We start from the raw sequence: 15,862 nt of genomic DNA, 5'->3' as shown, positions 1-15,862 counted from the left end.
TGATCAGCTAGAATGGCCGCCTTGCCTTTGCCTGCCGTATTTTATGAGCCGCCCATGAACCCCGTATCCCACGCCCAGCTCGACTGGGATGACCAAGGTCGCCCGCACTCGCGGGTGTTCGACGACGTGTACTTCTCCGACAAGTCGGGCCTTGAAGAAACCCGCTATGTGTTCCTCGAGCAGAACCGTTTGCAGGAACGTTTTGCTGCGCTGCCGGTGGGCGGGCGGTTGGTGATTGGAGAGACCGGCTTCGGCACCGGGTTGAATTTTTTGTGCGCCTGGCAACTGTTCGAACAACATGCGGTGCCGGGCGCGCGCCTGCACTTTGTCAGCGTGGAAAAGTACCCGCTGAGCCACGCCGACCTGCGACGCGCCCTCGCCCTCTGGCCGGAACTTGCAGCGTTCGCCGAGCAACTATTGGCGCAATACATCGCGATCCATCAGGGCTTCCAGCGGCTGGTGCTGGATAACGGTCGCGTCAGCCTGACGCTGTTGATCGGCGATGCCCTGGAGCAATTGCCCCAGCTGGACGCCCAGGTCGACGCCTGGTTACTCGACGGTTTTGCCCCGGCCAAAAACCCCGATATGTGGACCGCCGAGCTGTTCGCCGAACTGGCGCGGCTGGCGGCGCCGGGCTCGACCATCAGCACCTTTACCAGCACCGGCTGGGTGCGCCGGTTGATCAATGCAGCCGGATTCAAGATGAAGCGCACCCCGGGCATCGGCCACAAGTGGGAAATCCTGCGGGGTGAGTTTCTCGGCTGGCCCGCTGAAACGCCCGCGCCTGCCGCGGTAAAACCCTGGTTTGCGCGCCCGCCTGCCGTTTCCGGTGAACGCCATGCCCTCGTCATCGGCGGTGGCCTGGCCGGTTGCGCCACGGCGGCCAGCCTGGCGGCACGGGGCTGGCGGGTCAGCTTGCTGGAACGTCACGCAGCGCTCGCCCAGGAAGCCTCCGGCAACCCGCAAGGGGTGTTGTACCTCAAGCTTTCAGCCCATGGCACGGCACTGTCGCAGTTGATTCTCAGCGGGTTCGGCCATACGCGGCGCCTGCTGGAGCATCTGCAACGTGGCGTGGACTGGGATGGCTGCGGCGTGCTGCAACTGGCCTTCAATGCCAAGGAAGCCGAGCGCCAGGCACAGCTGGCCAGCGCTTTTGCTCCAGACCTGTTGCACCTGCTGGATAACGAGCAGGCCCAGGCGCGAGCCGGGATAACCCTGGAGCAAGGGGGCTTGTTCTTCCCCGAGGGCGGCTGGGTCCACCCGCCCGCGCTGTGCCAGTGGCAAGCTAGGCATCCGCTGATCGAGGTGCTCCAGCACCACGACGCCCTTGAGCTCAAACAGGTCGAAGGTGAGTGGCAGGCGCTGCAGGGCGATACGGTTCTGGCGCAGGCCAGCGTGGTAGTGCTGGCCGGTGCCGGCGAGATCAAGCGGTTTTCCTTCAGCGCTGACCTCCCTCTCAAACGCATCCGCGGGCAAATCACCCGGCTGCCGCAAACGGCGCAAAGCCAGGCGTTGGCCACGGTGGTGTGCGCCGAGGGTTACGTCGCCCCGCCACGTCTGGGCGAGCATACCCTCGGCGCCAGCTTTGACTTCAAGAGCGATGACCTTACGCCCACGGTGGCCGAGCACGTGGGCAACCTCGAGATGCTGCGGGAAATCTCCCTCGACCTGCTGCAACGCCTGGGCGCCGACAGCCTGGCACCCGAACAGCTCGAAGGCCGCGCCGCGTTCCGCTGCACCAGCCCGGACTACTTGCCGATCGTCGGGCCGCTGGCGCAACGCGAGACGTTTGATCACACCTACGCCGCCCTCAGCAAAGACGCCCGGCATATCCCCGACGCGCCCTGCCCGTGGCTGCACGGCCTCTATATCAACAGTGGCCATGGCTCACGCGGACTGGTCACTGCGCCACTCTGCGCCGAGCTTTTAGCCGCCTGGCTCGACGACGAGCCGCTGCCGCTGCCGCGCAGTGTCAGCGAAGCCTGCCACCCAAATCGCTTCGCACTGCGGGCCCTGATTCGCGGCAACCCAGGCAAATCCTGAAGGCCAAGACGGGCCCACAGCCCGTCAAGGCTCATTGCCTTATAACGTATTGTTCTAAAACTCCCACAATTTACCCGGGTCAGTCTCTGGGTACCCGCTATTTTTGGCGGCTGCATTTCTATCCCTCCCCAACGGAAAAACCGGTAAGGAATTTATGTGCGGATTAGCTGGAGAGTTACGTTTCGATCACCAACCTGCCGACCTGGCAGCGGTGGAGCGAATCACCCATCACCTGGCGCCACGCGGTCCTGACGCGTGGGGCTTCCATGCCCAAGGGCCGATTGCCCTGGGCCATCGACGCCTGAAAATCATGGACCTGTCGGACGGCTCTGCCCAACCGATGGTCGACGCCCAACTGGGCCTGTCCCTAGCGTTCAATGGCGCGATCTATAACTTCCCGGAATTGCGTGAAGAGCTGGAAGCCCTGGGCTACGCCTTCTATTCCGGTGGTGACACCGAAGTGTTGCTCAAGGGCTACCACGCCTGGGGCGAAGCCTTGTTGCCCAAGCTCAACGGGATGTTCGCCTTCGCCATCTGGGAGCGCGATGCTAAGCGCTTGTTTATCGCCCGTGACCGCCTCGGCGTGAAGCCGCTGTACCTGTCGCGCACCGGCCAGCGCCTGCGTTTTGCTTCGGCCTTGCCGGCGCTGCTCAAGGGCGGCGATATCAACCCGATCCTCGATCCGGTGGCCCTCAATCACTACCTGAATTTCCACGCCGTGGTGCCTGCGCCGCGCACCTTGCTGGCGGGCATTGAAAAACTGCCGCCCGCGTCTTGGATGCGCATCGACGCCGATGGCAAGACTGAACAGAAAACCTGGTGGACCCTGCCCTACGGCCCTCACGCCGATGAAGCCAACCTGACCCTCGAAGACTGGACCGACCGCGTGCTCGACAGCACCCGCGAAGCCGTGGCGATTCGTCAGCGGGCGGCAGTGGACGTAGGCGTGCTGCTTTCCGGCGGTGTCGACTCCAGCATGCTGGTGGGCCTGTTGCGCGAAGTCGGCGTGCAGGACCTGTCGACCTTCTCCATCGGTTTTGAAGACGCCGGTGGCGAACGCGGCGATGAGTTCCAGTATTCGGACTTGATCGCCAAGCATTACGGCACCCGGCACCACCAACTGCGCATCGCCGAAAGCGAAATCATCGAACAATTGCCGGCGGCGTTCCGCGCCATGAGCGAGCCGATGGTCAGCCATGACTGCATCGCCTTTTATCTGCTGTCGCGGGAAGTGGCCAAGCACTGCAAAGTGGTGCAGAGCGGCCAGGGCGCCGATGAACTGTTCGCCGGTTACCACTGGTACCCACAAGTGGACGGCGCCAGCGACCCGTATGCCGCCTACCGCGATGCGTTCTTCGACCGCAGCTACGACGACTACGCCGCCACTGTCGCGCCGAAATGGCTGACTGCGAATGACGCCGCCGGTGACTTCGTGCGCGAGCATTTCGCCCAGCCCGGCGCCGATGCCGCAGTGGACAAAGCCTTGCGCCTGGACAGCACCGTGATGCTGGTTGATGACCCGGTCAAGCGCGTCGACAACATGACCATGGCCTGGGGCCTGGAAGCGCGCACACCGTTTCTCGACTATCGCCTGGTGGAACTGTCGGCCCGCGTGCCCGGCAAATTCAAACTGCCGGACGGCGGCAAGCAAGTGCTCAAGGAAGCGGCGCGCCGGGTGATCCCGAGCGAAGTCATCGACCGCAAGAAAGGCTATTTCCCGGTGCCCGGCCTCAAGCATTTGCAGGGTGACACCTTGAACTGGGTGCGCGACCTGTTGCTGGACCCGAGCCAGGATCGCGGCCTGTTCAACCCGGCGATGCTCGACCGCCTGCTCACCGATCCCCAAGGCCAATTGACCCCGTTGCGCGGCTCCAAGCTGTGGCAACTGGCGGCGCTGAACCTGTGGCTCAGCGAACAAGGAATCTGATTCATGAAACCTCATGCCACGGCTTACAGCCAACGCTTGCTGCGGGGCCAGGCGCCCTCCTACGAGCGTCTGCAAGCCCGCTTAGCCGAAGACGGCAGCGCACTGGACCCCACGCCGATTGCCGTGCATTGCGGTTGGGGCCGGCTGCTGATCGGCCACACGTTCCCGGACCCGGCGAGCCTGGCCCTGGAGTTGCTCAACGAGCAACCCGGCGAACGGGATATCGCGTTGTATGTGGCAGCGCCACAGCAGATCCTCGGGATTGATCCACAGCAGTTGTTTCTCGACCCGTCCGACACCTTGCGCCTGTGGTTCACCGACTATCGCCCGGCAACCCGGGTGTTTCGCGGGTTTCGGATTCGCCGGGTGCAGAGCGAGGCAGACTGGCAAGCGGTGAACCAGCTGTACCAGGGGCGCGGCATGTTGCCGGTAGACCCGGCACTGCTGACGCCACGTCATCAAGGCGGCCCGGTGTATTGGCTCGCCGAGGATGAAGACAGCGGCGCGGTGATCGGCAGCGTGATGGGCCTTAACCACCACAAAGCCTTCAACGACCCGGAGAACGGCTGCAGCCTCTGGTGCCTGGCGGTGGACCCGCAATGCACCCGCCCCGGCGTGGGTGAAGTGCTGGTGCGTCACTTGATCGAACACTTCATGAGCCGTGGCCTGAGCTACCTCGACCTGTCGGTGCTGCACGACAACCGCCAGGCGAAAAGTCTCTACGCCAAGCTCGGCTTTCGCGCGCTGACCACCTTCGCCATCAAGCGCAAGAACGGCATCAACCAGCCGCTGTTCCTCGGCCCCGGCCCGCAAGCGGAGTTCAATCCCTATGCGCGGATCATCGTCGAGGAAGCTCATCGGCGCGGGATCGACGTGCAGGTGGACGACGCCGAAGCCGGGCTGTTCACCTTGAGCCACGGTGGCCGCCGGGTGCGCTGCCGTGAATCCCTCAGCGACCTGACCAGCGCCATCAGCATGACGTTGTGCCAGGACAAGAGCCTGACCCATAAAGCGCTGAAGGCTGCAGGCTTGAGGCTGCCGGAGCAGCAGTTGGCCGGCAGTGCCGATGACAATCTGGAGTTTCTCGACGAACACCAGCGCATCGTGGTCAAGCCGCTGGATGGTGAACAAGGCCAGGGCGTGGCGGTGGATTTGCAGACCATTGAAGACGTGCAAAAAGCCATTGAAGCGGCCCGCCAGTTCGACTCGCGCGTACTGCTGGAAAGCTTCCACGAAGGCCTCGACCTGCGGATTCTGGTGATCGGTTTCGAAGTGGTCGCCGCCGCGATTCGCCGCCCGGCGGAAGTCACCGGCGATGGCCAGCACTCCATTGGCGCGTTGATCGAGGCCCAGAGCCGCCGGCGCCAGGCCGCCACCGATGGCGAAAGCAAAATCCCCCTGGACGCTGAAACCCAGCGCACCCTGAAGGCCGCCGGCTACGACTACAGCAGCATCCTGCCGCGAGGCGAACGCCTGGCCGTGCGGCGTACCGCCAACCTGCACACCGGTGGCTGCCTGGAAGACGTGACGGCCATCCTCCACCCGACCCTGGTGGAAGCCGCCGTGCGCGCCGCCCGGGCCCTGGACATCCCCATGGTGGGCCTGGACCTGATGGTGCCGGCCGCCGACCAACCGGACTACGTCTTTATCGAAGCCAACGAACGGGCCGGGCTGGCCAACCATGAACCGCAGCCGACGGCTGAAAAGTTCGTGGACCTGCTGTTTCCCCATAGCCAACCGACGGCGTGAATGATCGTTCCCACGCTCTGCGTGGGAACGCAGCCCGTGACGCTCCGCGTCACAAGAGCGGACGCAGAGCGTCCCATGAGGCATTCCCACGCAGAGCGTGGGAACGATCATCCTCAACTCATCAGGAGTCTTTATGACCCGAACCATCCCCGAACCGGATCTCGCTTACCTGCAAAAAGTGCTGCTGGAAATGCTCGCCATTCCCAGCCCCACCGGGTTTACCGACACCATCGTGCGCTATGTTGCCGAGCGCCTCGAAGAGCTGGGCATTCCGTTTGAAATGACCCGGCGCGGCACCATCCGCGCCACCCTCAAGGGCCAGAAAAACAGCCCTGACCGCGCTGTCTCCGCGCACTTGGACACCATCGGCGCCGCCGTGCGGGCAATCAAGGACAATGGCCGCCTGACCCTGGCGCCAGTGGGCTGCTGGTCCAGCCGCTTTGCCGAGGGCAGCCGCGTCAGCCTGTTTACCGACAACGGCGTAATCCGTGGCAGCGTGTTGCCGTTGATGGCCTCCGGTCACGCGTTCAATACCGCCGTGGATGAAATGCCCATCAGTTGGGACCACATCGAGCTGCGCCTGGACGCCTACTGCGCCACCCGTGCCGATTGCGATTCCCTGGGTATCAGCGTCGGCGATTTCGTCGCCTTCGACCCGCTGCCGGAGTTCACCGAGAGCGGGCATATCAGCGCCCGTCACCTGGACGATAAAGCCGGGGTTGCCGCACTGCTGGCGGCGCTCAAGGCGATTGTCGACAGCGGTCAACCGCTGCTGATCGACTGCCACCCGCTGTTCACCATCACCGAAGAAACCGGCAGTGGTGCAGCTGCGGCATTGCCGTGGGATGTGAGTGAATTCGTCGGGATCGATATCGCTCCGGTAGCCCACGAGCAGCACTCCAGCGAACACGCGGTGAGTGTGGCGATGCAGGACTCCGGCGGGCCGTATGACTATCACCTGTCCCGCCACCTGCTGCGCCTGGCGGCGGAGAATGAGTTGCCGGTGCGCCGCGACCTGTTTCGCTACTACTTCAGTGACGCGCATTCGGCGGTAACCGCTGGCCATGACATTCGCACCGCGCTGCTGGCGTTTGGTTGCGATGCCACCCACGGCTATGAGCGCACGCACATCGACAGCCTCGCCGCACTGAGTCGCCTGCTGGGCGCGTACATCCTCAGCCCGCCAGTGTTCGCCAGCGATGCACAACCGGCCAAAGGCTCCCTCGACCGGTTCAGTCACCAGATCGAACACGACACGCAAATGGAGAGCGATACCCGCGTGCCGTCGGTGGACAGCCTGGTGGGTCAAAAAACCTGAGACTGGCAACTGGGATCCCGGCGCAGTAGCATCGCCGGGATTCCTTAGCCGAGGCTTGTATGCTGATTCCCTACGATGCACTTGAAGTCGATACCCTGACCCGCCTCATCGAAGACTTCGTGACCCGCGACGGCACCGACAATGGTGACGACACGCCACTGGAAACCCGGGTGCTGCGGGTACGCCAGGCACTGACCAAAGGCCAGGCGCTGATTGTCTTCGACCCCGAGAGCGAGCAGTGCCAGTTGATGCTCAAACACGACGTGCCCAAGCATCTGTTCGACTGACACTCAAGGATTGGGCACCGGCACCGGATGGGTGTTGGCCTGTTGCCCCTGGCGACGGAGGATCTTCTGGTAGACCTCCGCCCGGTGCACATTGACCCCCACCGGCGCTTCCACACCCAGCTTCACCTGAGTGCCATTCACTTCCAGAATGCGCAAAGTGATCTGGTCACCCACCGAAATTATTTCACCTACCGCGCGGCTTAATACCAGCATGGGGTTCGTCCTTTTTAAGTTACCGAACCCCGACCATGCGCCCCCCGCCCATCACCATCAATGGCCTTCAGGTTAAACAGGCATGCCTTACACATCAGGGTAAATTACCCTACAGACAGGCAGTGAATAATCTCGAATTACACCCAAGAACCAAACAATATGTTCATATTTGCAGACGCTCTCTGTGGCTAGAGAGCTTGCTGTGGCGAGGAGCTTGCTGTGGCGAGGGAGCTTGCTCCCGCTGGGGTGCGAAGCAGCCCCCAATAAGGTCAATGCATTCTTTCAGGAAGACTTGGGCGGCTGGTTTTGGGGCTGCTTCGCCCCCCAGCGGGAGCAAGCTCCCTCGCCACATCAGGTACTCACCTGAAATTCAACTTTTTACCGCCTGCGACTGAGCCTTGGCCCGCATCTTGTCCGCCATCACGGTCATCTCGTCATACAGCAACTGCGGATTCTTCTGTTTCAGTGCCCAGGCCATGCGCCCCTGTTCGTGGGGCAGGATCATGAATTGCCCTTCAGCCACCTGCTGATAGATGTAGTCGGCGATCTGTGCGGCGGTGATCGGCGAGCTTTCCAGCAGCTTGCCCACCTGGGCCTTCATCGCCGGCGTCGGCCCGCGGAACGAATCCAGCAGGTTGGTCTGGAAGAAGGATGGGCACACCACATGCACCCCGACCTCCTGCTGCTTGAGCTCCACCAGCAGGCTTTCCGAAAGCGCCACGACGCCGGCCTTGGCCACGTTGTAGTTGCTCATGGCCGGGCCCTGCATCAGGGCGGCCATCGAGGCGATGTTGATGATGCGGCCCTTGCTCTGTTCCAGCAGTGGCAGGAAGGCCTTGCAGCCCTTGACCACGCCCATCAGGTTGATTGCGATCTGCCAGTCCCAGTCTTCCAGGGACAGTTCGCTGAAGAACCCGCCCGACGCCACACCGGCGTTATTGACGATCACGTCGATGCCGCCGAGCTTTTCCTCACAGGCCTGTGCGAAGGCGGTGAGCTGGCTGTAATCGCGCACGTCGCAACGCTGGGTGAAACCGTCACCGCCGGCCTGGCGTACAAGCTTTAGGGTTTCTTGCAGGCCTGCTTCGCTGACGTCCGACAAGGCCAACTGCCAACCCTCGCGGGCCCAGCGCAGAGCGATTTCGCGACCCAGGCCAGAACCGGCGCCGGTGATCATCATGCGATTTTGCATAGGAAAGTAGCCTTGTGGTTCACGGAAGAAGTGAGCCGCAGTGTAGCGAAGGTTTTTCCCGCACCCACGCACCATCAGATTGCTGAATGCCCCGGGCAAACCGTGGGCCGGGTCGGATAGCGGGAAACCCGCCAAGTTCCATTTATTTGAACTAAGGACAGTTATTTGCAATGCGGTTAAAGGAAATAAGCTAGTTAGCGAAAAGCTTTAAAAAAACACGGAATTTTCTGCCAAACACAGGGGTCGGAGTTATTAAGGCGTCCGTATCAGCTGTCGGGCCTATCCGTTAAATAACAGGTCTTTTCAGAAGACAATAAGGAAAACAAAACATGAGCCTCATTCTTATCATTATTCTGATCCTCCTGCTGGTCGGCGGTCTTCCAGTGTTCCCTCACTCACGTAACTGGGGCTACGGGCCATCGGGTATTCTCGGTACTGTGTTGGTAGTGCTGTTGATTCTGTTGTTGCTCGGCAAGATATAACGCGTTCCAGCGTGCAAAAAAAAGAGGCCTTAAAAGGCCTCTTTTTTTATGCGCGGGTGTTTAGTCCGGCTTACCGTCCACTACACCGGCGGTGTTGTCCAGCAGGCTCTTGGTAGCCGTCTGCAGGAACGACTCGAGCTTCTGCTTCAGCGCAGCCTCGTCCGGCGATTCTGGAATCACCTTCCCGGTCGGGTTGGCGCCCAGTTCGTATTCCCACAACTTAGGTGGCATTTCCTTGGGCAGTACCAATACGCGGTCACCGGTGAGCAAGGCGACGGTCTGGTCGCTGCCCGACGGCTTGATCACGCCAAAGCCCTTGTCGCCTTCAGGCAGGTTGAGCAGGTCACGGCCCCAGCACTGGTGCAGGGTGTCACCGCCCAGGCGGCCCATGATGGTCGGCACGATGTCGATCTGAGTGCCCACGGTGTGGTCACGCTCGCCGAACTTCTCTTGCATGCCCGGCGCAATCATCAGCATCGGCACGTTGAAACGGCCCAGGTCCATTTCGGTGATCTGCTGCTCGTTGCCGAAGCCATGGTCGCCCACGATCACGAACAGGGTTTCCTTGAAGTACGGCTCCTTGCGGGCCTTTTCAAAGAACTGGCCCAGGGCCCAGTCGGAGTAGCGCATGGCCGTCAGATGCTCGTTGAGGCTGCCACGGTCGGTGACCTTCTCAACCGGCAATGGCGTCGGCAATGCGTACGGCGTGTGGTTGGACAGGGTTTGCAGCAGCGCATAGAACGGCTTGCCGCCTTCACGGGCCTTCAACTCTTCCAGGCCACGGTTGAACATGTCCTGGTCGGACACGCCCCAGGTCGGGTCCGAGAACACCGGGTTGACGAAGTCATTACGGCCGATGAAGTTGGTCATGCCTTGGTTGCTGAAGAAGCCCGACTGGTTATCCCAGGCGAAGTCACCGTTGTAGACGTACACGTCATCGAAATCGCGATGGCTGAGCAACTGCGGCAGGCCCGACAACTTGTGGCTGCCTTCCGGGGTCTGCATCAGGTATTCGAAGCCCGGCAGGTTCGGGAAGCACGCCATGGTGGCAAACATACCCTGGTGGGTGTGGGTGCCGTTGGAGAAGAAGCGGTCGAACAGCAGGCCTTCCTTGGACAGTTTGTCGAAGTACGGCGTGATGTTGCCCGGGCGGCCCAGGGCGCCCACCGAGTGACCGGCGAAGCTTTCCATCAGGATCACTACGACGTTCTTGATCGGCAGGGTCTTCTCGGCCGGCGGCGTGAAGTCACGGCGCACGGCAGCGGTGTCGGGGTCTACCAGTTTTTCACTTGGCAACACCAGCATGTCGCGCACGGTCTGGGTGGCCAACGGCTGCTCCAGCGTGGCTTTCCAGATGTTCGAGCGTTCTTCGGAGAAGCGCGACTTCGCCGCCGCAATCAGCGACAAGGTACCGTTAAGGCCCAGCTGGTTGGCGAAGTTCGAGTCGGTGGTGTACACGTCGCCCCAACGCAGCGGCGGGCCCTGGCGCAGGGTGCCACGAATGGCGACCACGGCGACCAGCAGGCAAACCACGAACACCGCGATGCGGGTGTACCACGGCGCCACTTGGCGGGTACCAATGGTGCCGCCGCTGAACGGGCCACGTGGGCGCGTTGCACGGTCGGCGCCTTTAAAGGCGATGCTCAGGATCAGCGTACCCACGGCCCAGGCCAGCAGGTAGCGCACCACCGGGAAACCGTACCAGAGCATGCTCATCACGGTTTTCGGGTCTTCTTTCACATACTGGAAGACCAGGCCGTTGAGGCGCTGGTGGAATTCGCGGTAGAAGTCCATTTCCATCAGGCCCAGGAACAGGGCGATGCTGGACGCGACCGTCAGCCACAAGCGGAAAAACCCGCGCGCCGCCATGGCCCGCACGCTGAACAAGGCCAGCAGCAGCGGCACCAGCAGGTACATCACCAGGCGGATATCCAGGCGCAGGCCATTGCCGAACGCTTCAAGGAAGGTCGAGGCCGGCGTGTCGAGGATCATCTCGCGGTTGTAGACCAGCAGCGCCAGGCGCAGCAGGGAGAACATCACCATCATGATCAAGGCACAAAGCAGCGTGTACGCCAGATGGGATTTGACGGTCGGTTGCAGCAAGCGATTAGAAGCTCGCTGCTGATTCAGGGCGTCCGGGTTTGCCATGTCGTTTTAGGACCCATTGGAAGTTTAAGTTGCGAATGAATACAGCGGCGCCCCGCCCTCGCCCAGGCAAGCTGGGGCAGGCAGTTAACGCAATGGCGCAAATGGTGCCCGATCAACGCCGGCAACGCCATTGATTACTCATACCGGCCAGGGTTCGAGACTCGTCTTAGAGCATCCTGGCAGGGAAAATAGCCGGCGAATTGTCTTGGATGGAATGTGAAAATTTTGTACAGCGAATATCTTGACACACAAAAAACAGCCGGGATTGTAGCGAGCAACTTGGGGCCGTATCTTGGCCCTCTGCCCTTTTGGATTGCCCATGATGTTTTATTGCTACCACCCAAGCCCCCTCGGGCCGCTGTTACTCGCGGCCGATGAACACGGTCTGCGCCTGTTATATATGGACGTGCATCAATGCCCGGTGCAGGCAGATTGGGCACTGGCAACTAACGAGTTGGATGAAGCAAGACGGCAACTGGATGAGTATTTTGCACGCAAGCGCGAAGTGTTTGATCTGACACTGGCGCCGGTGGGCACGCCCTTTCAGCAGCAAGTGTGGCAGGCGTTGTTGCGAATTCCCTATGGGCACACCTGGACTTATGGCGAACAGGCCCAGTACCTGAAAAATCCCAAGGCGATTCGCGCGGTGGGCACGGCCAATGGCGCCAACCCGATTTCCATCATCATCCCCTGCCACCGTGTGGTGGGCAGCGATGGAACACTGGTGGGGTTTGGCGGCGGGATTGAAAACAAGGTGAAGTTGCTGGAGCTGGAAGGCAGCTGGTTGATCTAGTAACCGTAGCAGCTGTCGAGCCCGAGCGAGGCTGCGTTCGCGGTGTGCCTGACACACCGCAGACGCAGCCTCGCTCGGGCTCGACAGCTGCTACGTCTACGTCTACGTTGCAGATCTTCAGATGCGCACGTTACCGCGCGGCCCGGCGATCGCCCAGATGATCAAACCCAACACCGGCAGCAGCAGGATCAGCAGGATCCACAGCACTTTGGCGCCGGTACTCGCGCCGCTTTTGAACACGTTGATGATCGCCCAGATATCCAGCGCGAGGATGATCAACCCGATCAGACCATTAAAAGTGGAACCCATGGTGTCGCTCCTAAGTGAGGGCTTGCCTGCTTAGGATAGTCAGCCGTGGCCAGGGGTTCCGTTTTATTTCAGACGTGTACCGCAACCCGCAGGGCTTCCAGGGACGGTTCGCCCTTGATCCCGACTTCGGCACACAACTCCAGCACCCGTGGCACGTCATTGCCGTAGACCAGCACCGCCTGGATGTCGTCGTCCAGCAACTGGCTAAAGTTGACCAGCACGTAGCCGCCGTTTTCCGGATTAAGCGCGCTCATCTGGATCTGGATGCGGTTCAGCGCGGTCAGGGCTTCGGTTTTGGCCAGTTGCTTGGGCTTGAGGTTGAACGCCACGCCCGGGCCGAACGAGGCGACGATCTGGGCGAACAGATCCAGGTAGGTGTCGGCCTGGAACAGCACGGTGTCGGGCAGGCTGCCGACAACGATCCACTCGCCCAGGGGAATCGGGAAAGTGTCGTCGTAGTTGATGTCGGGGTTGGCGGCCAGGAAGGCTTCAGGATCGGCGTAGGCCTGGGCCGCTTCGTCCGCCACCTTGGCAATCTCGGGTTCGCTCATGCAGCCGGAGCTGATTTTACTGATGAGTTCGACGAGTGCGGTTTTCATGGGGTGGTCCTGTGGCGGGGCTGATTTTGAGGGCGCAAAGCCTACACCAGTTTTTGCAACTGCGCCGCCGTATCCACTGCGCCCATGGTCTGCGCGGCGGCCAGCGCGGTCACGCCCTGGGCGTCGGTGGCCTTGGGGTTGGCGCCCTGGCTGATCAGGTAATCCACCATCTCGGTACGGTTGAACATCGCCGCCATCATCAACGCGGTACGACCATCAGAAGAGGCGCCTTCCACCAACGCACCGCCTTCGATCAACGCCTTGACCACCGGCAGGTTGCCCTTGAACGCCGCGCCGGCAATCGGCAGTTGGTTCTTGTCATTGGCAATCTGGGGATCGGCCTTGAATTCCAGCAGCACTTTCACCGCGTCTACATGGCCGTGGTAGGCAGACAGCATCAACAGCGTATCGCCGTTGTGGTTACGCAGGTTTGGCGGCAAGCCCTTGGCCAGCAGCGCAGCCAGCATCGCGGCATCGCCCTTGCGCGCTACATCGAACACTTGCTCGGCAAATTCGGCGGCTTCGTCTTCGGTCATTTGTTTGGCTTGGTCTGACATGTGGGGCTCCTTGTCTGGTGTTTCATAAGGCGCCCAGTCTCGCGATGGAGTTCCCCACTGTCATGCCTTTTTTCCCAAAAGCGGCGATAGGCAGAATCAATAACGGAACTTGCCCGCCCGGATTTCCGCCAGCAGTTGGCCCGTGACCGGCACGTAGCTGTCCGATCCCGGCAGCCAGGCGAAGATCGGATCATCGCCGGCCTTTTCCGGGTCGAACGCCTCCTCCTTGAGTTTCACCTTCTGGTATTTGAAGGTGCCGGTGGTTTCCATCTTCACTTTGATCCGCAGGAACAACGGCACCGCATACGTGGGCAGTTGCCCATGGGCAAACGTCAGCAGCTCGCGCATGTCCAGGGAGGCCAGGGATTCGGCGGGTGTGATGGCGGCCATGCCGGCGCGGCCATTGGTGTTTTCAATCTCAACCCCGTAGGCCACCACCTCGGAGATCTGCGGGTGCTGCAGGAAGATGTTTTCGACTTCGGTGGTGGAGACGTTTTCACCTTTCCAGCGATAGGTGTCTCCCAGCCGGTCAACGAATTGGGCATGACCGAAGCCGATGTTGCGCAACAGGTCGCCGGTGTTGAAATAGCGGTCGCCCTTCTCGAACACATCGCTGAGCACCACCTTGCGATTTTTCTCGGGGTCGGTGTAGCCGTCGAACGGTGCCTTGTCATCAATCCGGGCCAATAGCAGGCCCTGACCGCCCTTGGGCACTTCGCGCATGAAACCATCAGTGCCGCGAATCGGCTCACAGCTGTCATGGGCGTAGTCCACCAGTGCCCAGTGCATCAGGGAAAAGCCGATGGTGTTGTCGAAATTCAGCACGTTGGTGAAGCCGATATTGCCGTCACTGGCGGCGTACAGCTCGCAGATGTGATCGACGCCAAAGCGCTGCTTGAATTCAGCCCAGACGCCAGGGCGCAAGCCGTTGCCGATCATCTTCGTCACCCGGTGCTCCCGGTCCTGCTCGCTGACGGGCTGGTCGATCAGGTAGCGGCACAGTTCGCCGACGTAACCGAGGGTGGTCGCGTTGAACCGGCGCGCATCGTCCCAGAACTGGCTGGCGCTGAACTTGCGGCGAATCGCAAACCCCGACGCCCCGGCAATTGCCGAACCCCAGCACACGCACAACCCGGTGGCGTGATACAGCGGCAAGGTGCAATAGACGACATCTTCAGGGCCCATATCCAGGGCGATGGTGCCGAAACTGGCCGAGGTCCTCATCCAGCGGCCGTGCTTGAAAATACCGGCCTTGGGTAAGCCGGTGGTGCCGGAGGTGTAGATATAGAAGCAAGGGTCGTTGAAGTAGATCTGCTGGGTGCTGGCGGGGTTTTCCACCGGGCAATCGGCGCTGGCCGCCATCAGGTCTATGTAATTCGGCGGCATGTGGGTGTGCTGCTGATCGGCGATAAACCAGCTTCTATCGGCCGCAATTGTCACCTGGCTGCGCACGGCCTCGTAGGCCCCTGCCAACTCGGCCCCCACGACAATCGCCACCGGCGTCACCAGGTTCAGGCTGTGTACCAGCGCGGACTGGGTTTGGGAGGTATTGAGCATCGCGCAAATGCCGCCCACCTTGGCCACGGCCAGCACGCTGAGCAACAACTCGGGGCGGTTCTCGATAAACAAGGCCACCACGTCGCCCTTGCCGATGCCCTGCTGTTGCAGGTAATGGGCCATGCGGTTGGCTTGCTGGTTGGCCTGGCGGTAACTGAGCACGCTGTCGCCATACAGCAGCGCGGCGCCATCGGGGTTGCGTTGAGTGGCTTGTTCGAACGTCCAACCCAGGCCGCACGGTTGCGCAGGGTCTGTGACGTTGGCGGCGCCCCACCCAGCCGCACGGTTGCGCAGGGTCTGTGACGTTGGCGGCGCGCATGCCGCGGACCAGGCGCGGCAGGGCACGCACAATGGTGGGCACCTTACGCAGCATCTTTCCCCAGGTGATCATGTCACTCGGCGGGTGGCTCATGGCGGGAACGTCCTTTTTCTTATTGTTCGTATGACCTTCAGGCACCCTTCGCACCGTAAGACCGGCGCCGAATGCCTTGCAGGAAAATACGCCAGCCATTCTTCGGCTGTACACGCAGGATTTGAAAAGTTTTGTATCCCAAAAGGAAAAGGAATTTACCGGCCGGTAATGCGGTCACTATGGAAGACCTGCCTCGCCCACTCGCGGCGAAACACTTGGCAAAACCCCGCAAAATGCAGGATGCACGATGGCCATTCATGCAAATTGCACGAAACT

Annotated in this window: 13 protein-coding genes and 1 pseudogene; 7 read left to right on the top strand and 7 right to left on the bottom strand. The window is 61.4% G+C overall.

Features of this window, described 5'->3' with window-relative positions; genetic code table 11:
* Window positions 1–54 precede the first annotated feature (54 nt).
* The 5 genes from mnmC (at window position 55) to NVB75_RS29800 (ending at window position 7,324) form a co-directional block, all read left to right on the top strand.
* Window positions 55–2,043: a bifunctional tRNA (5-methylaminomethyl-2-thiouridine)(34)-methyltransferase MnmD/FAD-dependent 5-carboxymethylaminomethyl-2-thiouridine(34) oxidoreductase MnmC gene (mnmC, locus tag NVB75_RS29820; protein WP_258344574.1), complete on the top strand. Its 1,989-nt coding sequence runs from the start codon at window positions 55–57 to the stop codon at window positions 2,041–2,043.
* Between the two features lie 154 nt (window positions 2,044–2,197).
* Window positions 2,198–3,970, top strand: coding sequence for an N-acetylglutaminylglutamine amidotransferase (locus NVB75_RS29815; RefSeq protein WP_258344573.1), 1,773 nt, complete (start codon window positions 2,198–2,200; stop codon window positions 3,968–3,970).
* 3 nt (window positions 3,971–3,973) lie between these two features.
* Window positions 3,974–5,719, top strand: coding sequence for an N-acetylglutaminylglutamine synthetase (gene ngg / locus NVB75_RS29810; protein WP_258344572.1), 1,746 nt, complete (start codon window positions 3,974–3,976; stop codon window positions 5,717–5,719).
* Between the two features lie 133 nt (window positions 5,720–5,852).
* Window positions 5,853–7,037 (top strand): osmoprotectant NAGGN system M42 family peptidase, encoded by a 1,185-nt coding sequence (locus tag NVB75_RS29805; protein ID WP_003216760.1) that lies wholly within the window; start codon window positions 5,853–5,855, stop codon window positions 7,035–7,037.
* A gap of 59 nt (window positions 7,038–7,096) precedes the next feature.
* Entirely contained in the window at window positions 7,097–7,324 is a 228-nt protein-coding gene (locus NVB75_RS29800; protein ID WP_003192759.1) for a YheU family protein, read from the top strand.
* Window positions 7,325–7,327: 3 nt separating this feature from the next.
* Here NVB75_RS29800 and csrA read toward each other — a convergent pair whose 3' ends face one another.
* Both csrA and NVB75_RS29790 read right to left on the bottom strand, forming a co-directional pair.
* Complete coding sequence (csrA, locus tag NVB75_RS29795) at window positions 7,328–7,537, bottom strand: carbon storage regulator CsrA (RefSeq protein WP_258344571.1); 210 nt, start codon at window positions 7,535–7,537, stop codon at window positions 7,328–7,330.
* A gap of 370 nt (window positions 7,538–7,907) precedes the next feature.
* Window positions 7,908–8,729, bottom strand: a complete 822-nt coding sequence (locus NVB75_RS29790; protein WP_258344570.1) for an SDR family oxidoreductase — start codon at window positions 8,727–8,729, stop codon at window positions 7,908–7,910.
* Between the two features lie 329 nt (window positions 8,730–9,058).
* Here NVB75_RS29790 and NVB75_RS29785 point away from each other — a divergent pair, with 329 nt between their 5' ends.
* The gene (locus NVB75_RS29785; RefSeq protein ID WP_003216767.1) at window positions 9,059–9,211 is read left to right on the top strand and encodes a DUF3309 family protein; all 153 of its coding nucleotides are present in this window, start codon (window positions 9,059–9,061) and stop codon (window positions 9,209–9,211) included.
* Window positions 9,212–9,271: 60 nt separating this feature from the next.
* On the opposite strand, the gene NVB75_RS29780 is transcribed toward NVB75_RS29785, so the two are convergent.
* Window positions 9,272–11,359, bottom strand: coding sequence for an LTA synthase family protein (locus tag NVB75_RS29780; RefSeq protein WP_258344569.1), 2,088 nt, complete (start codon window positions 11,357–11,359; stop codon window positions 9,272–9,274).
* A 322-nt stretch (window positions 11,360–11,681) separates the two neighbouring features.
* Between NVB75_RS29780 and NVB75_RS29775 the strand changes: the two genes are divergently transcribed.
* Window positions 11,682–12,152 (top strand): methylated-DNA--[protein]-cysteine S-methyltransferase, encoded by a 471-nt coding sequence (locus NVB75_RS29775; RefSeq protein ID WP_275712523.1) that lies wholly within the window; start codon window positions 11,682–11,684, stop codon window positions 12,150–12,152.
* A 117-nt stretch (window positions 12,153–12,269) separates the two neighbouring features.
* On the opposite strand, the gene NVB75_RS29770 is transcribed toward NVB75_RS29775, so the two are convergent.
* The 4 genes and pseudogenes from NVB75_RS29770 to NVB75_RS29755 form a co-directional block, all read right to left on the bottom strand.
* Window positions 12,270–12,461 (bottom strand): PLDc N-terminal domain-containing protein, encoded by a 192-nt coding sequence (locus NVB75_RS29770; protein ID WP_003172956.1) that lies wholly within the window; start codon window positions 12,459–12,461, stop codon window positions 12,270–12,272.
* Window positions 12,462–12,529: 68 nt separating this feature from the next.
* Window positions 12,530–13,060, bottom strand: coding sequence for a hypothetical protein (locus NVB75_RS29765; RefSeq protein WP_258344567.1), 531 nt, complete (start codon window positions 13,058–13,060; stop codon window positions 12,530–12,532).
* A gap of 41 nt (window positions 13,061–13,101) precedes the next feature.
* The gene (locus tag NVB75_RS29760) at window positions 13,102–13,617 is read right to left on the bottom strand and encodes an ankyrin repeat domain-containing protein (protein WP_010176046.1); all 516 of its coding nucleotides are present in this window, start codon (window positions 13,615–13,617) and stop codon (window positions 13,102–13,104) included.
* A 96-nt stretch (window positions 13,618–13,713) separates the two neighbouring features.
* Window positions 13,714–15,586 (bottom strand): annotated as a pseudogene (locus NVB75_RS29755) (long-chain-acyl-CoA synthetase).
* Window positions 15,587–15,862 lie beyond the last annotated feature (276 nt).

Source organism: Pseudomonas sp. CBS, assembly GCF_024734645.1.
Lineage (GTDB): Bacteria > Pseudomonadota > Gammaproteobacteria > Pseudomonadales > Pseudomonadaceae > Aquipseudomonas.
Note: the sequence above shows the minus strand (reverse complement) of the source record. Positions and strands in the feature narration are given on the sequence as shown.